The sequence below is a fragment of the Niallia sp. genome, from assembly GCF_031978665.1.
GTDB lineage: Bacteria > Bacillota > Bacilli > Bacillales > Cytobacillaceae > Niallia.
The window spans coordinates 37082-58613 of sequence record NZ_DALZDK010000003.1 but is presented as its reverse complement, the minus strand read 5'-3'; the positions used below and the strand labels follow the sequence as shown (position 1 = coordinate 58613).

General features: G+C 35.2%; 20 protein-coding genes and 1 pseudogene. 11 read left to right on the top strand and 10 right to left on the bottom strand.

The window, feature by feature from the left end:
* Window positions 1–17: 17 nt before the first annotated feature.
* The gene (pepF, locus tag RTL21_RS02460) at window positions 18–1826 is read right to left on the bottom strand and encodes an oligoendopeptidase F (RefSeq protein ID WP_312092976.1); all 1809 of its coding nucleotides are present in this window, start codon (window positions 1824–1826) and stop codon (window positions 18–20) included.
* A 265-nt stretch (window positions 1827–2091) separates the two neighbouring features.
* On the opposite strand from pepF, the gene RTL21_RS02455 reads away from it, so the two are divergent.
* Entirely contained in the window at window positions 2092–2613 is a 522-nt protein-coding gene (locus RTL21_RS02455) for a VanZ family protein (protein ID WP_312092974.1), read from the top strand.
* 49 nt (window positions 2614–2662) lie between these two features.
* On the opposite strand, the gene RTL21_RS02450 is transcribed toward RTL21_RS02455, so the two are convergent.
* From RTL21_RS02450 to RTL21_RS02420, 7 genes are read right to left on the bottom strand one after another with little or no spacing between them, the layout of a single operon-like run.
* Complete coding sequence (locus tag RTL21_RS02450; RefSeq protein ID WP_312092972.1) at window positions 2663–2800, bottom strand: hypothetical protein; 138 nt, start codon at window positions 2798–2800, stop codon at window positions 2663–2665.
* Window positions 2801–2805: 5 nt separating this feature from the next.
* Window positions 2806–3456: a class II aldolase/adducin family protein gene (locus tag RTL21_RS02445; protein ID WP_312092970.1), complete on the bottom strand. Its 651-nt coding sequence runs from the start codon at window positions 3454–3456 to the stop codon at window positions 2806–2808.
* Window positions 3443–4390 carry a 1-phosphofructokinase family hexose kinase gene (locus RTL21_RS02440; protein ID WP_312092968.1) on the bottom strand — a complete coding sequence of 316 codons (948 nt, stop codon included), beginning with the start codon at window positions 4388–4390 and terminating at the stop codon, window positions 3443–3445. The genes RTL21_RS02445 and RTL21_RS02440 overlap by 14 nt, the downstream gene beginning before the upstream one ends.
* Window positions 4391–4407: 17 nt before the next feature.
* Complete coding sequence (locus tag RTL21_RS02435; protein ID WP_312092966.1) at window positions 4408–5772, bottom strand: PTS galactitol transporter subunit IIC; 1365 nt, start codon at window positions 5770–5772, stop codon at window positions 4408–4410.
* A gap of 16 nt (window positions 5773–5788) precedes the next feature.
* Window positions 5789–6064, bottom strand: a complete 276-nt coding sequence (locus RTL21_RS02430; protein WP_312092964.1) for a PTS sugar transporter subunit IIB — start codon at window positions 6062–6064, stop codon at window positions 5789–5791.
* Between the two features lie 13 nt (window positions 6065–6077).
* The gene (locus tag RTL21_RS02425) at window positions 6078–6539 is read right to left on the bottom strand and encodes a PTS sugar transporter subunit IIA (protein WP_312092962.1); all 462 of its coding nucleotides are present in this window, start codon (window positions 6537–6539) and stop codon (window positions 6078–6080) included.
* Window positions 6540–8591: a PRD domain-containing protein gene (locus RTL21_RS02420; protein ID WP_312092960.1), complete on the bottom strand. Its 2052-nt coding sequence runs from the start codon at window positions 8589–8591 to the stop codon at window positions 6540–6542.
* Window positions 8592–8822: 231 nt separating this feature from the next.
* Here RTL21_RS02420 and RTL21_RS02415 point away from each other — a divergent pair, with 231 nt between their 5' ends.
* The 4 genes from RTL21_RS02415 to RTL21_RS02400 all read left to right on the top strand — a co-directional run bounded on the left by RTL21_RS02415 (window position 8823) and on the right by RTL21_RS02400 (window position 11835).
* Window positions 8823–9368, top strand: a complete 546-nt coding sequence (locus tag RTL21_RS02415) for a GNAT family N-acetyltransferase (protein WP_312092958.1) — start codon at window positions 8823–8825, stop codon at window positions 9366–9368.
* 602 nt (window positions 9369–9970) lie between these two features.
* Entirely contained in the window at window positions 9971–10543 is a 573-nt protein-coding gene (locus tag RTL21_RS02410) for a hypothetical protein (protein ID WP_312092957.1), read from the top strand.
* A 216-nt stretch (window positions 10544–10759) separates the two neighbouring features.
* Window positions 10760–11611 carry a Cof-type HAD-IIB family hydrolase gene (locus RTL21_RS02405; protein ID WP_312092955.1) on the top strand — a complete coding sequence of 284 codons (852 nt, stop codon included), beginning with the start codon at window positions 10760–10762 and terminating at the stop codon, window positions 11609–11611.
* A 95-nt stretch (window positions 11612–11706) separates the two neighbouring features.
* Window positions 11707–11835: a hypothetical protein gene (locus tag RTL21_RS02400; RefSeq protein WP_312092953.1), complete on the top strand. Its 129-nt coding sequence runs from the start codon at window positions 11707–11709 to the stop codon at window positions 11833–11835.
* A 44-nt stretch (window positions 11836–11879) separates the two neighbouring features.
* Here the strand turns inward: RTL21_RS02400 and RTL21_RS02395 are convergent, their stop codons facing one another.
* Window positions 11880–12299 carry a VOC family protein gene (locus RTL21_RS02395; RefSeq protein WP_312092951.1) on the bottom strand — a complete coding sequence of 140 codons (420 nt, stop codon included), beginning with the start codon at window positions 12297–12299 and terminating at the stop codon, window positions 11880–11882.
* A gap of 214 nt (window positions 12300–12513) precedes the next feature.
* Between RTL21_RS02395 and RTL21_RS02390 the strand changes: the two genes are divergently transcribed.
* From RTL21_RS02390 to RTL21_RS02365, 6 genes and pseudogenes are all read left to right on the top strand, one after another.
* Window positions 12514–13764, top strand: a complete 1251-nt coding sequence (locus RTL21_RS02390; RefSeq protein ID WP_312092949.1) for an ATP-binding protein — start codon at window positions 12514–12516, stop codon at window positions 13762–13764.
* Window positions 13765–14021: 257 nt separating this feature from the next.
* Window positions 14022–15371: a UDP-glucose dehydrogenase family protein gene (locus RTL21_RS02385; RefSeq protein ID WP_312092947.1), complete on the top strand. Its 1350-nt coding sequence runs from the start codon at window positions 14022–14024 to the stop codon at window positions 15369–15371.
* 239 nt (window positions 15372–15610) lie between these two features.
* A pseudogene (locus RTL21_RS02380) lies at window positions 15611–16162 on the top strand (N-acetylmuramoyl-L-alanine amidase); the annotation flags it as partial.
* A gap of 75 nt (window positions 16163–16237) precedes the next feature.
* Window positions 16238–16615, top strand: a complete 378-nt coding sequence (locus RTL21_RS02375) for a hypothetical protein (protein ID WP_312093152.1) — start codon at window positions 16238–16240, stop codon at window positions 16613–16615.
* A gap of 351 nt (window positions 16616–16966) precedes the next feature.
* The gene (locus RTL21_RS02370; protein ID WP_312092945.1) at window positions 16967–20092 is read left to right on the top strand and encodes an alpha-mannosidase; all 3126 of its coding nucleotides are present in this window, start codon (window positions 16967–16969) and stop codon (window positions 20090–20092) included.
* 107 nt (window positions 20093–20199) lie between these two features.
* Window positions 20200–21201 carry an FUSC family protein gene (locus RTL21_RS02365; protein ID WP_312092943.1) on the top strand — a complete coding sequence of 334 codons (1002 nt, stop codon included), beginning with the start codon at window positions 20200–20202 and terminating at the stop codon, window positions 21199–21201.
* On the opposite strand, the gene RTL21_RS02360 is transcribed toward RTL21_RS02365, so the two are convergent.
* Entirely contained in the window at window positions 21198–21329 is a 132-nt protein-coding gene (locus RTL21_RS02360; RefSeq protein ID WP_312092941.1) for a hypothetical protein, read from the bottom strand. The genes RTL21_RS02365 and RTL21_RS02360 overlap by 4 nt on opposite strands.
* Window positions 21330–21532 lie beyond the last annotated feature (203 nt).

Genomic DNA, 21532 nt, shown 5'->3' with positions numbered 1-21532 from the left:
AGAAAACAGTCTTTTATTTAATAACTTGCCTCAAGCTCATCTATTAAGCTTCCAACATAAGCTACTGCTTTTTGGATTGGCTCTGGTGTGGACATATCAACATTTGCTAGTTTCATTAGCTCAAATGGTTTTAGTGTGCCACCAGCTTTCAGAACGGTTAGCCAGCGATCAACGGCAGGCGGTCCTTCTTCTTCAATCATTTGAGAGACAGCAGTAGATGCTGTAAGTCCTGCTGAGTAAGTATATGGATAAAGTCCCATATAATAATGTGGTTGGCGCATCCATGTTAGTCCTGCACCTTCATCTATTTCTACGCTATCCCCCCAGAATGACTTTAAGACTTCGATGTTTTGCTCACATAAAACTTTAGCTGTAATCGGGGTTCCTTGTTCTGCTAAGTCATATATTCTTCTTTGCAATGCCCCTTCTAAAATATGGGTAACGAAATTATGATAATACGTACCTAAAGATTGAAGGATAACCCATCTTCTTATTTGCATATTAGTAGATTTTTTAATAATATGCTTGCTCAAAAGCATTTCATTCATAGTTGATGGTGCTTCGATAAAGTAACGGGATGGTCGAGTATTTGAGATAATTTGATTTCTTCCTGCAAGAGCAAAATGTCCTGCATGTCCAAGTTCATGGGCTAGTGTAAATGTATTTCGCATCGAATTATGCCAGGTCATTAAAATATAAGGATGAGCTCCATACGGGCTGGAGCAGAATGCCCCTGACCGTTTCCCATGGTTATCAGCTAAATCTACCCAACGGTCCTTTAAGCCTTTTTCCATTATATCCATATATTCTGGTCCCATGACATCAAGTGCCTCTAGAATAAGATTGGATGCTTCTTCATAGGTGATTTCAGGATCATAGGTTGTGTCAAGTGGTGCCTTTAAGTCACAATAATGGATTTTTTCTAGACCTAAAACCCGTTCTTTTAATTTTGCATATCTTTGCATATGTGGCGCTAATTCTGTAAGAATGGTATCTAGTTGGTTATGGTACATTTCTTTTGTTACTTGCTGCTCTTGTAAAAGCATATCGGTTACAGATTCATAGTTACGAAGACGAGATTCAATTACTTGTTTTTTCACCTCTGTTGCATAGGTAGCCGCATACGTATTTTTATAACGATTTAGTCCTTCGGTAAAAGTGACGTATGCTTTTCTTCTAAGCTCTTTATCAGAGGATTCTTCATACTTCTCAAATGAATTGAATGTTAAAGGATATTCCGTCCCGTTATCTGTTACAAAAGAGGAAAAATCCATATCGGATGTTTTACTTCTTTGATAAATCATATATGGAGAACTATGGATTTCACCAAAGGCTGCTAATACTTCCTCTGTTTCTGGTGTTAGCATATGAGGCTTTGCTTCCATTAGATCCGTAAGTGTTTTGGAGAAAACCTGCAGTTCTTCCTCCTCTTTCATGTATGTATTTATTTTATCACTTGATAGAGTAAGGATTTCAGAATCAATAAAGGAAAGACTGGAACTGACTTTTGCATAAAGGGAAGAAACAATAGCATCGTTCTCTTGATAAACAGGATTGGATCCATCTGCAGACTGATTAAGATTAGCATATGTGACGGCTCTCGATAATCTTTCACTTAGTGCATCTCTTGCTTTGAGGCATTCCAATAAAATTTTGGCATTCTGATGAAACTGACCCTTATATTGAGTGACAGTAGGAATGTCCTCTTCGATAGAGACTATTTCCGCTTTCCAAACTTCTGCGGTTTCGAATAAATCTCGTAGATCCCAAGTGTGTTCCAAAGGAACTTCTGAACGGTAAAGCGTTTTTTCCATCTCTTTATTCATTTTCATTCTCCTCTACTAGTAAAGTATTTCGTTTTTCGAAACGATAGTTTGATTATACAATAAACAGAATAAAAAGTGTGAATATTTTGTTTATTTAATTATTAGATAGTTATTTAATTAGGAGTGAAAAACAAAAAAGACTACGCTTTTTTCTATGAATAATTGTATAATGGAAAATACAATCTTACCATTTCACTAAATTTTACAATTATTTTAAGTAAGCTAAGTTGCTGAAAATGGATTAAATAAAAAGGAATGAATGTAATTGCCATTAAAATTTTCACGTAAAAAAAGATTTTATCTATTATTTTTCATTTGTATTGCTTCCATGATGGTAATCTTTTTCTTCTCACATATGCCGTATCAAGAACAAGATATTAAGCCATTCTTACGAGATAAAGTGGATCTATCTAATGTCCCATTACCATCTATCCGTTTTGAGTATGATGGACAAATTGTTTCCTCTGATGCTGATCCCTATGGATTTATAGAATTCTTATTCCGCAAAGCTGGACATGTTATCGGTTATTGCCTATTATGCCTTCTTCTTTTTCTAACGCTTATGCACACAAAAATAAAACGAAAATGGGTGTATGTATTAAGCGGTACTCTCACACTTCTTTATGCACTATCAGACGAATGGCACCAAAGCTTCGTACCAGGCAGAACAGGCCATTGGCAAGACGCAATTATTATCGATGGTATTGGAGTACTATTAGGGTTATTTGTTGGGTATATAGGGACGGTTTTTTGGAAGCGTAAGGGCACAACGGGACGGTTCTTCTGATTCCTTTTAAATGGAATCAAAAGAATCGTCCCACGAGGACTATTTTTCCTTAAACGTTCTTGTATTGTTTATAGGCAATTATTGCAGCTACTAATGCAAATATCGAGATGGATGGGGAAGAATAAATATAACCTAAGACTAATAATATGGCACTAATGAAAATCCATATTTGAATATTTGCTTTCATTGTTATTACTCCTCTAGATTGTATTGATATTCTTTATTTTCATCCATTTTTTTAATGTTTAATGCATCGAAAATCAGCGCTTTTGCAGCAACATATGCATTATATTCGACGCGTTCAAGCATATCGTATGCTTTTCGAAGTGACTTATCTAATACAAGAATGCCATGTTTATTTAATAACATTGTTTTAGGGATGGGTTCATCCTTTAAATTTGCCACATATTCTTTAACAATGAGCGCTAATTCCATGGATGTAGCTGGTGCAAAAGGTAAGACAGGTATGTGACCGAGCTTTTGAGTAGCTTCTGTTAAATTAGGAAGATCCATACCTATCGTCGCGAAAACCATTGATTCTTTTGGATGTGCATGAAGGACGCAGCCGATATCCGCTTTCTCCCGATAGCAAGCCATATGCATATTGATTTCTCGAGTTATTTTGCCATCTCCTTCAATCTTTTGCTCTTGCATATCGACGACTAAGATTTCTTCTGGAGTTAAATTACAATGTTTAGCTTGTGACATTAAGGTTGGTGTCATAATAATATGGTTTTCATTCATCCGTACACTAACGTTCCCGCCAGCTGCATTTGTCTCAAAACGATCAAACATCGTTTTGACAACTTTACATAAATCTTCTCGTTCTTTACGATACAACATAATCATCGCTCCCTAATTTTTTTATGGAAATTCTATCAAAATAGCTTTCTGCTTCTTTGACATCAAAATCAGTAGAATTATGTTTAGTAACTTTTGAGGCAGCACATCCCGTAGCATATTTCATTATAGTCTGAAGGTCTTTCCCCTTTACTAGTTGAGCAATAAATGTTCCTACAAATACGTCTCCTGCGCCTGTATCATTTTGTTCTTGAACGCTAGGGGAACTAACATGGTAAATCGCATTTTTATGCGCAACATAACTTCCACCTTTTCCTAAACTAACGACTACATAATCTATTAGTCTTGCTAATTCTTCTATTTTTTGAATAAGCGTAGTGTTTGTATCTCTTAAAAGTACCTGCACTTCGTATTGATTAGGTTTGATAAAATTAATCCCCATGTCAACAACCGCAGCAAGTGCTTCCCCTGATAAATCGCAGGCGATAAAGCTATTCTTGCTCTTAATGGTATTAATAATTTCCTGCAGTTGTGCTATAGTGTAGTTAGGCGGCATAGAGCCGGCAATAACAACAATGTCTTTTTTTGTTACAAACTGATTGAGAAAATCAATTAGTTTGTAATGACTTTTTTCAGATACATGAAAGCCATTTTCTGTTATCATCAAACTTCCTGCATTGGTGTCATCCATTACAACCATGCATTCTCTCGTTGAAGCGCCATCTTCAACGAGAAGATGATGACGGATGCTTTTTTTAGCTAATATATTCCCCATCAATTGCTGATTTACTTCCCCGATATAACCGAGTGCTTCGTTCTCAATATTGAATTTTGTTAATACATTAGAGACATGTAACCCTTTTCCACCTAAATCGTATTCTACGTTTTGAACACGATTGGTTAGTTTTTTTGTTAATGTTCCTTTTATCTTAATTAAACGATCGATAGCCGGATTAAGAGTAATTGTGTAAATCATTTTTTTCACCCTCTTTGTTAGGCCGCAGAATTTTGTTCTTCTTCCTTTTCAAATTTTTCTGTTCTTTTTTTCATCATTTTGTAGTAAGCGATAAATAAGGCAACCCAAACGACTACCATAATAATCCCCAAAATACTACCACCTGTTGCACTTGCAAAGATATAACGGAACACTGGATATTCAAGTGTACTCCAAGAAATTAATTGTCCATCTTGAACTGTTACTGCACCAGTATCATTTGCTAATTTGGTAATGGTAGAGGCAAAACCAGTAGCAACGTATAAGAATATCGGTGTTGTGATAACACCTAAAAGAAGCATACGTAGCAAGTTGCCTCCCGTAATAATCAGAGCTGGTACAGCTAAGGAAATATTAATAATACCTGCGAATGGAAGGATATTATTTCCTGGTAGAATAATGGCATACACTAAAGTGATTGGAACCATTAGAATCATTGCAACCCAAGCTTCATTACTACCAGCTAAAATTGGCCAATCCAGCCCAATAAACAGTTCGCGATTTTCAAATTTACGCTTCATAAAATCTGAAATAGCTTCAGACAGTGGTGATAAGGCTTGCATAAATAATTTTGCTACCATTGGGAATAAGGTTAATGCAGCTGCTGCCTGTATGGCAAGCATTAATGTATTTTGAATAGAATATCCAGCAAAAACCCCCAATAATCCTCCGATTATAAATCCCATGACATGATTCTCTGCAAAGATGCCAAGTTTATCTTTTAATGTATCTGCGTCGACATGTTTATCTAAGAAAGGTATTTTGCTCAATAGCCAATTGAAGGGAAGAAGAAATACAGCAAATATCATCATACTATGTGAACATGTAATTCCAGGAATTCCAGTGATTTTTTCAATTTGTTTTTGGTTAACATCTGCTAAAAGCAATTCAACGATCATTTGAATGGCAGCAACTATAAAGGCCAAAATGACATTACCACTTACTCCTATAATTAATACAGCGGTTAAAATTTTGCCCCAAACATTCCATAAATCGACATTTAAAGTTTTTGTTTTATTAAGTAACAGTAAGATAGCGTTTACAACCATCTGCAAAGGAAACATTAAGAAGGCTAACGGCCAGGCCCATGCAAGGGTTGCCATAGAAGTCCAACCACCATCTATTATATTGAGCTGAATTCCTGTTTTTTCTACCAATGCCTGTGCGGCAGGTGTTAGAGCATCAAGCATAAATCCAATCACAATTCCCATCCCGACAAAGGCAACCCCTAAAATGATTCCAGAACTTAAGGCTTCTCGGAATTTCATTCTTGCGATGATACCAACAACAATCATAAGTAATGGAACAAATACTGCTGCTCCAAAGTCTAATATATATTGAAAGAAACTTTGAATTGCATCCATTTTGTTTCACCTCATATTATTTTAGTAGGGAGATTAATTTATCTGTTTCTTCTTGCAAACCCATACCAGTTAGAAAGGCAATTCCATTCAAAGTCGGAATATCATATTGTTTCTTTGCCTTCGTGATCGCGATATAGACATCACTTGATTTGACATGTAAGTCCAGAGATTTAATATCAACGGCTTCAACATTTGCTCGAACTCCATTTTTCTCAAGGATTTTTTTAACCTTTGATGCTACTGTTTGACTAGTTGCAACTCCAGAACCACAAGCAATGATTACTTTTTTCATTTTGGTTTCCTCCTCAAATAGATGTTTGTAAAAACGCAAATAGCTCTTTTTTATCATAATTTTTAAGATTTTCAACAAATGAAGGGTTATTAAACCTTTCCATCAAAGTTTGAAGAAGGGTGATTTGTCCATTTGGATTCGTAATGCCAAGAATAAAGAAGCAATCAATATCGATTACATTATCATCTGTTCCCATATGAATAAAAGGCAGCTTATATTGATTTTTGGCGACTGCAACAAATGGCTTTGTAATATGCACAGGATCTGTATGTGGAATTGCAACATGAAATGTTTCTAATGCTAATCCAGTAGGATATTCTTTTTCTCGTTCAATGATGGCTTGGATAAAGGTTGGTTTTACATAATCGAGAGAAATAAGTTGATTACCAATGATATAAAAGAGTTCTTGTGATGTCTTTGCTTCTAGATTTGTAAAAATTAGTTCTTCTTTAATTAATCCGGTTGTTTTAAGCATTTATTTCACCTCCTTTTCAGTAGATTCATTTAACACATTCAGTATTTCCTGTGCATGAGTTGCCTGAAAAAGGATATCTGACTTCTGATTATCTAAAAATAATTCATTAAGTGCTAAAAGAGTGGGAACATGATGATTGTTATCTTCAGGAGCTATTACAACAATCATTTTGGCTAGTTCCCCATCTGGCATATATATGGGATGTTTGCACACCAATATACTATAGTCTTCTTTTAAAACTCCTTCGGAAGGCTTTGCGTGAGGAAGGTAAACAGATGGTCCAATCATCATTCGACTACTGTCATTTTCAAATGATTCGATGACTTTATTTGTATATCCATCTGTAATGGAGCCTCTTTTCTCCATTGGTACAAGAGCAACAAGCAATGCGTCCTTCCAACTCATTTCATCCTCAGTAAACAAAATATTTTCAGGATGAAAGGTAAATAACTGATCTGTATCTTCTAAGTTGCTCTGTACTATTGGCTCTTCTGTCGTTTCCTGATAAAAGTTTACTATTTTATTAGAAACTTTTTCATAATCATCTGTATTTAAGTATTTTTTTATATGATGAACTAACTCCTTCGCTTTATGGTTTATGTCTTTCTCTATGCTGCTTCTAATTTGTTTTCTAAGTGCAATTCGAGCCTCCCTATTTAACACAGGGTGAACAATAACAATTCTTTTAGTCGTATTTAAGGGTACTGTAGAAAAAATAAAATCAACGTCATCTTCATGCTTTTTAAAATTTCTTTCTGCATAGGCCCCAAGAAATCGGAAGGTTGGGAACATACCTTTTAATGTTTCTAATAGAAATTTAGAAACAGATGTACCATTGCGGCAGACTACCATGGCAGTAAAAATGTGATCTCTTTCGTCCTGTGTTTCATACAGCCAAGCTTGTATATGCATTGCGAGATAGACAATTTCTTCTTTGGAAAAAGGTTTTCCAGCAAAATTTTCTAGTGGGAACACAGATTTGGAAATAATGGTAAATAGAGAAGAATATTCTTCGATAAATTGCTCAATAATAGTGTTTTGAACATTTAAGCGCATCCAAGATCTATAGATGGCAGGTCTTAAATGTACGAGCAATTTTTCCTTCATTTCTTTTTTTCGAATAAGATCAATTGCTAAGTTTTGTTCTACCACATCTAAAAATTCATCGACTGCAAACTGTAAGTCCTCTCCTCGCGATAAATCCAATGCTGATTCAAGCATATTAGAGGATAAAACTTGTAAGGAAAGATAAAGCTTATCTCTTTCGGATAAATCTGTTAAGTCCCAAAAAATATTCTTTAATATATCTAATTCTCGTGTATTCTCTAAGTTAAAGCCGTTTATTTCTGAAAACCATTCACGTTTAAATGCCTTTATTCTTTTTATGATGAACCCTAATATAATCGGAAGATGTTCTATTTGCTCATCGGTAAAAGATATTTTAAGTGTTTTTTCAACTTTTAGCAGTCTTTGTTCTAATAAGAAAAGGTCATTACGATAAATAAACTGCTTTTTTTCTAGTAGCGGGATGGCAAAATCATGGAGTAGGAGCGTTTTTAATTCCGTAACTAACAATTTGCGAAGATTGTATTCTGTGCCAATAATTTTATATCCGTTTGTTCTTGAATATTCAACTTGTATGGAGTAGCCTTTGACTCGCTCTTTGATTATTTTGATATCATTTAATAACGTATTTTTACTTACATCAACAAAGTCAGCTAAGTCTTGTAACGAATAATAAGATGAGTCCGTAAGTAGTAATAGTATGATTAAGCTCATCCTTATTTCTGGAGATAAATAATCTAGATTTATAAATTTGGATGATTTAAGAATATGATAAAGATATTCTCTTGTTTCATTTTTTAATTTTACTTGGTCGTCATATCCAATGGTTATCGGTGGTATATGATTGGCGCTCAGATATTTATTAATAAAATAGATTTGTTCTTTTGGAGAAATCTTTCTATCATGAATATCCTTTTCAATTATGGTCAAGGAAGTAGTTTGATTAACTAAAAGATGAAAAATAATTTCATTTAATTCACTTTTCATTGTTTTCACCTCCATATCTGTTGTTATATTACTTGTATTACGTTACCGTTAATTTCATTATACACAATATAAAATTCACGGAAGACTAGTTAATCACAATTATGAAAATGCTTACATTTCATTGATTGTGTTTTGAGGAAGCATGGAAGAGATAGTTGAATTAGCCCTTTACTACCAATTGATTATTAGAAAGAAATAGTCGATGATAAATAAAGAGAGGAGTTGGGATCATTGTATCAGGATAAAGAACTAACAATAAGACGAATAAAAGAGGAGGATCTCCATCCTCTTTGGACGCTGGCATTCAAAGAGGAAGCACCAGAATGGAAAAAATGGGATGCTCCGTATTATGCGCATAAAGCGATAAGCTATGAAGCGTTTTTAACAAAAAAAGAACGATACTTAGAAAGAGACGATTACTGGGCCATTACCGTAGAGGAAGAGCTGATTGGCACTGTTGGATATTATTGGGAACATGAGCCATCCAAATGGTTAGAGATGGGGATTGTTATTTATAATCCAAATTATTGGAGCGGTGGATATGGAACAAGAGTGGTAAAGCTTTGGATCGCCCATTTATTTAAAAAAATGCCATTAGTTCGTGTCGGATATACAACATGGTCAGGTAATGAGCGAATGATAAAGGTTGGAGAAAAACTGGGGATGACGATGGAAGGGCGGATGAGAAAGTGTCGCTACTATAACGGCGTATACTATGATTCTATTCGCATGGGGATTTTAAGAGAAGAATGGGAGAGTAGGAATAAAATCGAATAATGGAAAGAATGATGCCCAACAAACGAAGTGTTGGGCATCATTCTTTCCATTAAAAGTGTTGATATCTTAATATTCTCAATGAAAGCTGCATAAAATTATGTACTATTCATCATGTGCTGCCATTATATTTGGATTATAATAGAAGAAAAGTAGCAATGGAATCAAGTAAGCATGGAAAATGAATGAATGGAGTGAGGTCCATGAAGAAAAAGGTTGAGTACGTATTTTTCTGCCAGCATTGTGGATTGCCTCAACGTATTCCAGCGTTTGTGCTAAAAACGTACTTATGTGATGACATGGTAAAACAATACTATTGCAACAATTGCAGCCGTGAAAATGTAATTCCCCCATATATAAAAAAGCTGAAATCAGAGCTCTAATGGAAAATTTATCTATACCCTTAAAAAGCCAAGTGCACTATGCACTTGGTCATTTTATTTTTATTAAAAATTTTAACAAGTTAGCTCTTATTTAGTTGAACCGAAAGAACACTTTTCCATTTTTTATGAGTATTTACCAATAGTTTGTACAAACTATTTAAGGCGAAACGTTATTAAATCACTATCTTTAATAATGGAAACTTTAAGTAGGAGATGAATGAATTGGATTATAAGGAATACTGGGGAAAAGTTTATGAACAAAATGGGTTATTGCATTCTTTATATACTTCTTATTGGGATAAATATTCTGATTTTGCTACATGGCAATTTTGGCTGATTTTAGTTTCGTTATTCTTGCCACTAATCATCCTGTATTTTGCAGTAGATAGAAGAAGATTATTTGAAATTTTATTCTTTGGCTATACTGTCCATTTACTATGGGCCTACATAGATATTGCGCTTAGTAGAGCTAACTTTTTAACACATACGTACTTTCTTTTTCCGATGCTTCCTAATGCATTAAATATTACAGGATCCTTTCTTCCAGTAGGATTTATGTTAGTATATCAATATGCTACGAATCATAAGAAGAATTTTTATATACTAACCCTTCTATTAAGTGCCATCTATACCTTTATATTTGCTAATATTGAAAAGGCTATTGGCTTAGTAGTATTTCATAGAGGAGTAAATGCCTTTCATTTATTCCTTTTGGATTTAGTGATTGTTTATGTAGCGTATTGGTTTATAAGGTTATTGTTGAGATTTAGGATTACAAATCGAGAAGAAGAGTAATCCTCTTTAGGAAAAAGCATGTGTTGAAAAAAGCACATGCTTTTTCCTTTAGGCTGCGGGGGTATAGCAACAAACTCTACGAAAACAGCTTTCCCTAAAGTATATTGTTAAGAGCCTAATAATTAGGTTTAACCCTTCCATATTAATCATCTATATTTGAGCAAAAATGTAACGAGGTGTATACTGGCGAGTGAGATTGTTAAAGGGGGAATTATTTTGTTAAAAAAGCCAAAGGCTATTTTCCTGGATATGGATGGTACTATTTTGAATCATCAGAACCAGGTAAGTCTGAAGACAAAGGAAATTATTGATGATTTACGGAGGGATGGCTTCTTCGTATTTATAGCAACTGGAAGATCCTTTGACGAAATTGCATCCGTAGTGCCAGAGGGATTTGAAGTCGATGGATATGTTACATCTAACGGCATGGCTGGATACGTAGGGACAAATTGTGTTTTTCAGCATACTTTACCTTTAGAATTGGTGGAAACAATTATTGAAAAGGCAAGGGAGTATAAAGTATACTACGAGCTTTTTCCATATGGTGCCTCTCGAATGACATTAAAACAGGATAAAGAGTATATTATACATGAAATCAGAGAGCCAAAGCCTGAAAGTGTTGGAATTAATGAATGGCTTTCTCGAAAAGAAGCGATTAATGGAAAAATTGCTTGGAAGGATTCGATTGAGGGGAGAGAGTTTTCGAAGTTCTATTTTTTTGCTCGAACGAAAGAGCATATTAATCAATGGAAACAGGTGCTAGAGGAATTAAGAAAAGAAGTGGATTTTACTGCTTCTACATCCTCCAGTCATAATGTAGAAGTAATGGTTGCGAATGTGAATAAAGCCACTGGTATTGAGCAAATGTTAGCGAAATTTAACCTTTCAGTGGAAGAGACAATGGGAATTGGAGATAGTGATAATGACATCCAAATGCTTCAATATGTTTCCATGCCAGTTGCCATGCAAAATGCACCAGACCACATTAAAGAATTAGCTGCAGAAGTAACAGAGTTAACCTGTGATGAAGATGGAGTTTGTCATTTCTTAACAACTCGTTTCAGATAACGAATTTCTACTTTGTTTTGTTGTTTTTTACCATATTATTCGTTGCTCCATCTGGAAACCCTATTAGAGGGTAAATAGAAAGGAGCGCGAAGAAGATGACAAAGAAATATAATAATGGCAGCAAGAATCAAAGCTCACCGAGAGGAAATCAATCGAGTGTCAGCGGAGATAACAGCAAAGGAAATAAGCGGAATAAAGATCAAAGCGATAAAACAGAAGATTAAGCAAAGCCAGCTTTACATAAGCTGGCTTTACTTTATAAAAAAAGCTAAAAAGTATGCTTCTGTAATTTTTGAATATTTGCAGAGTGGAATGGTGAATCAATTGGTTCATCAACAACACTAAATAGATTTCCATCCAAATCCAAAAAATCAAAGTATTTCATCCCACCAACATCCTTTATTGCAGTTGTTTCCACTTCGTTTGTATTCAGAAATTGATATGCTTCCTCAATATCATCCACGATAAAATTAAAATAAACATTTTTTTCTTTCTCTTTAATTGCAAATTCAGTAGGTTGACGTTCCTCCACTTTCATTAATGCAAGTTGAGTTGAACCATTTAAAAAATAAAAGCCAGCCCCATCTTCCCACTCATCAATTTTCTGTATCCCAAGATTTTTTTCATACCATTTGATTGCTTTCTCTAAGTCTGTAACCGGAACAAAGATACTGCCAATTCTAAACATATTTTGTTTGTCTCCTTTCCAACTTATATCCACTTAAGATATTTATTTTTTACTTGGAAGAAGAATTCTTAATTATGTATTGGAATAAATATCTTTCTTTTCATTATACAATTTTTAAAACTGAATATCTTTTTCGGAAGCAAAAAAAGGAGTTTAGCGACACAGGCTCGAATAATAATGTAGCTAAACTACTTAGAAGGGCTGGTTTCTACAATTGTTAGCTTTTCCTACCATCGAACAATTATCTTATCATTTATTAGTGATTATCTTACCAATCGTTTGGTATCTATTAGTTAGTAAAGAAGAAATTTCACAACGAAAAAAATTAATTTCAAATTTTTCTTTCATCCTATTTATGATGCTTGTATTTACTATGGTACATCCAATTGAGATGGAAGAGGGTTTTTTTTACGATCTTAAAGTGGTTCCCATTCTATTAGCGTTTGTCTATGGTGGTTTAAGGACAAGTATCCTATTAACCATGATTTTGATCGGATATAAATTTTTTATGATAGGAAATGGTTTTTACATAAATATCGTAAATTACTCCATTGTGGGCGCCATCATTCTAATTTTAAAAAATAAATTGGTAGCTCTTACATTTAGAGAAAAATGGAAAATTATTATAGGTGTTTATTGGCTATGCGCTTTCACACGAGTTATATATATTTGCATAACAGATCAACTAACCCAGCTTCCTTTTGTATTGGTTTATACGTTTACTACTTGGGGAGCATTATTTATCGTGATCAGCATGGTCCAATATAATGAGGAGAAAATCCTTAATCAGAAAAAAATTCAAATGGCAGAACGATTAAATGCGGTAAGCCAATTAGCTGCATCTGTTGCACATGAGGTAAGAAATCCAATGACGTCTGTAAAAGGATTTCTGCAACTAATACGTGTGGATAGCAATTTGTCCGAAAAACAAAGAAAATATATTGAAATATCCTTAGGAGAATTGGCACGTACAGAAATGATCATCAGTGATTATTTATCGATGGCAAAACCTGTTTCAAAAGAAGAAGAAAATCATCTGGATATTACAGCTGAACTGAGAGGCATTATTGAAATAATGACCTCTTATACAAACAACCATAATATTATAATCGATGCTGTCATCCCTAATAATCTATATTGTAAAGGGAAGAGGAATGAATTTAAGCAAGCGATGATTAATATGATGAAAAACAGTGTAGAAGCAATGAATGGGAATGGTGTCTTAACGGTCCGTGCGTATACCCTAGGTGAAAAAATTTATATAGAAATCGAAGATAATGGAATCGGGATGACGAGTAAACAGGTGAAGCAACTAGGAACCCCGTATTATTCCACGAAAGATAAAGGAACAGGTATTGGTTTAACCTTGGTGTATCGAATTATTAGAGATATGAAGGGGGAAATATCTGTTGTCAGCAAAAAGGGACATGGAACAACATTTAGGATTGCCTTAATAAAATTATAAGCATTAGAAAAAAATGTCGATTCTACTTTGCAAAGAATCGGCATTTTTATTTAGATTTTCTTTTCAACTGATAATGAAAAATTTACATTCCTTTACCAAAACTATAAAAAGGATAAATAGAGACCTAATATCAAACCTGTAAACTATTATTATTACTAGTAGAATCGTGTGTTTTGTATAAAAGTAGAGAGGTCTTTGGCATCTGTGCAATATCAATGTTTGCACTTTGTAATCTTTTACATAAGGAGATTGTTAGGATGAATATAACAGTAGCAGGTACAGGATATGTTGGTTTAGTAACAGGGGTTTGTTTAGCGGAAGTTGGTCATCAGGTTACGTGTGTGGATCAGGTACAAGAGAAAATTGTTCTTTTAAACTTAGGGATTTCGCCAATTTATGAGCCGGAACTAGATGTATTAATAGAAAGAAATTCAAACGCGGGGAAATTAGCATTTACTACAGATTATGAACAGGCATATGCTCATTCAGATATTATTTTCATTGGAGTAGGAACGCCGGAGAATGAAGATGGTTCAGCTAATTTAAATTATGTATTTCAAGTGGCAAAACAAATTGCAGAAAGTGTTACTCGTGATTGTTTGATTGTGATTAAATCAACGGTTCCTATAGGGACGAACGACCGTGTTGAAACCTATATAAAAAATCACTTAAAACATAAAGTTGCTGTTGAGGTTGCATCTAATCCAGAATTTCTTGCACAAGGAAGTGCGATTAAAGATACACTACACGCCTCTCGAATCGTAATTGGGGTAGAGAGTGAGCGAGCAAAGGAACTATTAACATCTATCTATGAGCCATTTAAACAGCCAATTTTAACAATGAACCGTCGCAGTGCTGAAATGGTTAAATATGCATCGAATGATTTCCTTGCGTTAAAGATTTCTTTCATCAATGATATTGCCAATTTATGTGAAGCAGTTGGAGCAAATATTGAAGATGTTACTAGCGGGATGAGCTATGATGGACGCATTGGAAAAAAATTCTTAAATCCAGGTATTGGATATGGCGGTTCTTGCTTTCCAAAGGATACGAAAGCTCTGCATTGGCTTGCTGAAGAGGAAGGCTATGTATTACGGACGGTAAAAGCTGCGATAGAGGTAAATGAAAAACAAAAATTCAAGCTGATTTCAAAAGCTCGAAGTGAATTTGCTTCCTTCCATGGGATGAAAGTGGCTGTATTAGGGCTTACCTTTAAACCTGGGACAGATGATTTACGAGAAGCTCCATCTATCCCAAATGTACGTTTATTATTAAATGAAGGGGCGAGCGTACACGTATTTGATCCAGTAGGAGCAGAAAATTTTAAAAAACTCTTTCCTACAGAAGTTGTTTATGAAAAAACACCGGAGAAAGCACTTGAGGCGGCAGATATTTGTTTCATTTTTACTGAATGGGATGAAATTAAGACGATTGATTTAACGGTCTTTAAGGAGAAGATGAAGGTACCGTTTGTTTATGACGGACGAAATTGTTTTCCATTAGAGGAAGCAAGGAAGGCAAATATTAATTATTTCTCGATCGGGCGACCTGAAGTAAGAGTGATGGCGGTTGGCGGCAGAGATGGGAATGGTTTCCTCATTTCATAGTCTAGTTGATACGATAAGCAATTGGAATGGGGAATAAGTTTAAATGACCATTAAAAATTATTAGTAATAAACCAAGGGATTCTCATTATTAGTAGAGAGTCCTTTTTTTATTGGATCATTCAAACTATTGATAGGAGCGCTTAACTGCAAGGTGTAATGACCCTAAATATCGCGATTGGCACAGATGACAGCGATTTTCATAAAATAATATATAACACCAAAATAGGGAGTGAAGAAGAATGGTGAAAATCTTTATTGATGCAGGACATGGTGGGACTGATTCAGGTGCAGTAGGCAATGGATTACAAGAAAAAGTATTAACACTAACTATTGCTAAGAAAATAGAAACATTATTAAAAAGTTATGAAAACGTCAGTGTAAGAATGAGTCGTACTACTGATACAACGTTATCATTAACGCAACGTACGAATGCAGCTAATACGTGGGGAGCAGACTTCTTTCTATCCGTTCATATTAATGCAGGAGGAGGTTCCGGCTACGAGGATTACCGTTACAATACTTTATCTGCAACAAGCAATGCTGGGAAAATCCAAGCCGCTATCCATGCAGCAGTAATGAATGAACTGAAAGCTTTTGGTGTCATTGATCGTGGAGCTAAATCAGCTAATTTTCATGTATTAAGAGAGAGTAATATGAATGCTATGCTAACGGAAAACCTTTTTATTGATACGAAAGCAGATGCTGATTTGCTTAAAAGAAATGATGTGTTAGACGCGATAGCCCGTGGACATGTAACAGGTATAGCAAAAGCATTTAATCTTAAAGTAAAAACGACTCAACCAGCTCAATCAACTCAACCAGCTCAAAAACCTGTCGCTACTACCACTACTTCGTCTGCCCCATCTATTATTTATGATGCACATATACAAGGCGTTGGCTGGCAAGGCTGGAAAAGAGATGGTCAAACAGCAGGAACAACTGGCGAGTCCAAAAGACTAGAAGCGTTAACCGTTAGATTGGAAAATACAAACGCCGCATTAGAAATGCAAGGCCATATTCAAGGTAAGGGCTGGACAGCAATAAGAGGAAACGGTGAAGTAATTGGAACAATCGGATTGGGATTACGTATGGAAGCTATTCGATTAAAAGTCACAGGTTTAAATGTTCAATATAGGGTTCATGTGGAATATGAAGGTTGGACAGATTGGAAAAGAAATGGAGAGGAAGCCGGTACTACAGGTCAAAGTAAACGAATTGAGGCAATCGAAATCAAGTTTGTATAGTTCATATGCAACTAAATTGAGTTCAAATAGGAACATTTCAAATTTAATGCTTGATGATAGAAAAGGGTAAATACAATGAAAAAGCCCTAGTAAATAGGTTAATCCTATTTCTGGGGTTGTATATCTTACATAGAAAAGAGAGGTTTTAGGTAAAGGGATTGCAATTGTTGTTCCAACAACAACCTCGCTTGTTGCGTTTATTTAATAATTGGTAGGAGCATAAAACAGATTTCTTTTTGCAAATAAAATTTTTCTTTCCCTCCCCTTAAATTTATCCGTTGACTATCACTCTTATTATAAGATAATGTAGGTAGTCGAAATTTTAGAAATTATCTTACAAGGAGGGTTTATATGTTCTGGACAGAGAAGAAATTAGATGCAAGAGTCAAGGAACTAGAAAAATATCGTTATCGAGATTCCATTTTTATAGAGTCATTTTATATGCGATTAGACGAAGATGGTGAAATCGGTGCGAGACCACCGGAAAATGGGAAATGGACAACCATTAAAGTTGGGGATAATTGGTCAGGAAGAGATCAGTATGCTTGGTTAAAGACCGAAGTAGCGATTCCTGCTAACTGGAAGGATAGACAAGTACTAGGATATTTTGATTTTGGGATTACGGATGGTGGAACAAATTCAGGTTTTGAATCATTGTTATATGTGAATCAAAAAACGTATCAAGGGGTAGATGCTAACCATCGCGAAGTGTTTCTAAATGAAACGCATTGTGGAACAAATGTCAGCTTGATTTTTCGATTATGGTCTGGCTTAGAAGGAGGCGGAGTGCCGCGTATCCAAGAGCATAAGATTAAGACGGCCAAGATTGGATGGCTCGATGAAGCGACAGATGATTTATACTATACGGCAAAAGCAATGATCCAAACGATACATATTTTAGATGAAAATCGTCCGGAATATCAAACTCTTCTTACGGCTTTAAATCGCGCTTTTTATGAAGTAGATTGGACAGAGCCAGGTTCTGACGTATTCTATCAATCTATAAGCACAGCAAATAATTATTTGAATACTGCTCTAGATAAAATGGATAAACATACTGCTGTAACGATTCATGCAATTGGTCACACACATATAGATGTAGCGTGGTTGTGGCGTTTGAAGCATACACGAGAAAAAGCAGCACGCTCTTTTTCAACGGTACTTCGCTTAATGGAGAAATATCCGGAATACTTGTTTATGCAATCACAGCCTCAGCTATATGCCTATATTAAAGAGGACTATCCAGAAATTTATGCTCAATTGAAAGAAAGAGTGGCAGAAGGCAGATGGGAGCCAGAAGGTGGGATGTGGCTCGAGCCTGATTGTAACTTGCCTTCAGGAGAATCCTTTGTCCGTCAATTACTGCATGGGACAAAGTTCTTAAAAGAAGAATTTGGTGTGACTAGTAAATATTTATGGTTACCAGATGTCTTTGGCTATAGTTGGTCATTGCCACAGATACTAAAAAAATCAGGGATTGAGACATTTATGACGACGAAGATTAGCTGGAATCAGTATAATCGAATGCCACATGATACGTTTCAATGGCGAGGTATTGATGGGACGGACATATTGACTCATTTTGTTACAACTCCTTATCCGAACAGCAGGGGCTGGGCGTATGATTATAATGGCGAAATGCAGGCAGATGTTGTACAGGGCGCATGGGATAATTATAAAGATAAAAATATTACGCAGGATCTGCTCATGTCGTATGGCTATGGCGATGGCGGAGGCGGAGTAAACAGAGATATGCTGGAAATGCGTCGAAGATTTGACCGAATTCCTGGTCTCCCTGCTGTGAAATCGACAAAAGCTGGCGATTATTTCGAGGCACTTCATGAAAAAGTAAATAGTACAGAGGAGTATGTCCATACTTGGGATGGAGAACTTTATTTAGAGTTTCATCGAGGAACGTATACAAGTCAAGGGTATAATAAAAGAAGCAATCGGAAAAAGGAATTATTGTATCGGGAAACAGAATTACTTAGTGTATTAGCTAGTGTGTTTACTGAGGATTGGTCCTCTTATCCACAGGACGAGCTTCATAAAGGCTGGACTATTTTGTTACGAAATCAGTTCCATGATATCATTCCAGGCTCCTCCATTCGAGAAGTGTATGAAGATAGCATTTTAGAATATGAGGAAGCAGAAATGCTAGCATATGAAGCCCAAGGGAAAGTTTCTAACAGCTTAATAGATAAAAATAACTTCCATTATACAGTGATAAATGATTCCTCTTGGACACGTTCTGGAATAGTAGAAATTCCAGTAAAGCCAGGACTGGAAGAAGGACAGTGGCTATCAGAAAAAGAAAAAGTACTTCAAGCTGAAAAAGTGGATGGGAAATGGCTTGTTCAATTGGAGGATGTTCCATCCCATGGATTAGCTAATCTTTTATTTACATCTATTAATGAGGAAGAAATGAATAAGCAATCCTCATTTGTGATGAATGGATCGGGGATTGAAACGCCTTTTTATAAAATTCGCTGGAATGAAAAAGGGCAATTAATCCGTATTTTTGATAAAAAAGTACAAAGAGAGATTTTAAAAGACAATCAAGCAGGAAATGTACTTCAAGTATTTGAAGACAAGCCATTAAGATGGGAAGCTTGGGATATTGATATTTTCTATCAAGAAAAGCATCAAGAAATTTCATCACTTGTAAGTATCGAAATTATTGAAAATAATTCATTGCGAGCAGTAATAAGATTTACGTGGACCTATCATCATTCTAAATTAGAGCAGGAGCTTATCCTTTATTCAGAAAGCCCAAGAATTGACTTTAAGACAGAGGTTGATTGGCATGAACAGCATCAGCTATTAAAAGTTGCCTTTCCAGTAGTGGTTCGCACAACACAAGCAACTTATGATATTCAGTTTGGAAATGTACAAAGACCGACACATTGGAATACAAGCTGGGATTATGCAAAGTTTGAGACAGTTGGACATCAATGGGCTGATCTATCAGAGCATGGCTATGGAATAAGCCTTTTAAATGATTGTAAATATGGCTATGACATTAAAGATTCAACGATGCGTCTTTCCTTAATTAAATCTGGTACTTATCCAGATTATTTACAGGATCAAGGAACACATACTTTTACTTATTCGCTTTTGCCCCATGAAGGTGATTGGAGAGAAGGGGAAACCGTCCAACATGCTTGGGATTTAAATCAGCCGTTAAAAGGAATGGAAGGAGAGCTAAAATCCAAAGATTTCTCGTTATTCCAAGTAGTATCCAGTCATTGTATGATTGATGCGGTCAAAAAGGCCGAGGATGAAAATAAAATTATTGTTCGTTTACATGAATTTATGGGAAAAAGAGGTAAGGTAGAGTTAACGTCAGATGCCCACATAAAAGCGTGGCAGGAATGTAATCTCATGGAGGAAACAATTGATGAGAAACAGGAAAGCACAAAGCTAAGGTTTGATATAAAACCATATGAGATTAAGACATATTTAGTGGAAATTTAATAGTATTAAGGCAGACTCTAATCGATTAATGGGTCTGCCTTTTGCATGCTTTATTGAGAGGATGCTTATACTAAAGTGGTAAAAATCAGCTATAGTGAGGACTTAGTATGAACACAAATAAATGGAATGAAATAACGATTTTAGTCATAAAAATAGCGATTGGATCAGCAATCGCTTATCAAGTATCTAAACTTCTAGGCTTAAGTCATTCTTATTTAGCACCGCTATCACTCATTCTATGCTTACAACCATCTCTTGATCAGTCTGTCCAATTTTCCTTCCGCAGAGTAGTGGGAACCATCATTGGAGTAGTAATGACAACCTTTATCATACAGTATGTTCCGCTGACTAGCTGGATGCTAGGAGTATTACTTTTAGTAGGAACAGGGATTGCGATGGCCTGTAAATTAAATGCAGTAATCCTTCATCAAGTTGCTTTGTCGATTTTATTAGTCTTTGCCTTAGAAAAAAATGCTGGAGATTATGGTATGGATCGGATTACTGGGACATTTATCGGGTCGATCATTGCTGTTTTTTTTCAATTAGTTATTTTTCCACCGAACTCGCTGAGGAAGGCTTCCCAAAATTACGAAATGCTTACAGAGAAATATGCTGATTTACTTCATCATATTTCAACTTGGATAGATTCTGATTTAGGCAAAGAAGAAGCTGGAGAAATAGATAGACTAAATAAAAATTTGCTTCAAGCAATAGAAACTACACAAAAGGATCTTCAATCAGCAACGAAAAATATAAAATACACCATATATAATAGAAGAAACTACAAAAAAATAGTCTATGCTAATACAAAAAAAGTCGAGGATATGAAGGAAGGCCATTCCTATTTAACGAATATAATAGCTATTTTAAAAGATTGGCACCAAATAGGGACACTAGATTTACTGGAAAAACAGCAACTCATCAAACAGCTAGATCTACTGGAAAAAATATTTCATGCCAAGTTTATGGGGACTCAAAGAGAAGAGGAGATGGCGAAGGATAAAATATTTATCCTCCCAAGTCCATTACAGTCAGAGATCCAATGCTATAGAGGTTCTATTTATGTAGAAATGAAAAAACTTGCGAGTGTAACCATTAAAAGAAGTTAGTGTATTTTTTTCTTTGATATTTGCAAAACTTGTTCTAAAGTGGTTAAATTTTTCTCTATTTTCTTTAAATCAGAATGGCATTTTTTTAATATGCTTTGAATTTCATTCCATTTATTGTTTTGATTCATAAAAGATTCTCCTTACATAATGTGATCGTAGTAAAAATTATGTTTAGGAGAGAAGCATTATTCAAATTTTGAGCGTTTTTCTTTTAGAGGGGGACATTAGTGTAAAAAGGTCCAGCAAGGTGGTGCTCCTTTGTGTAGGCATATGAATATATGATCCAAAAAGTAAATATATGATCCAACCGAAAGGAGATATGATCCAAAAA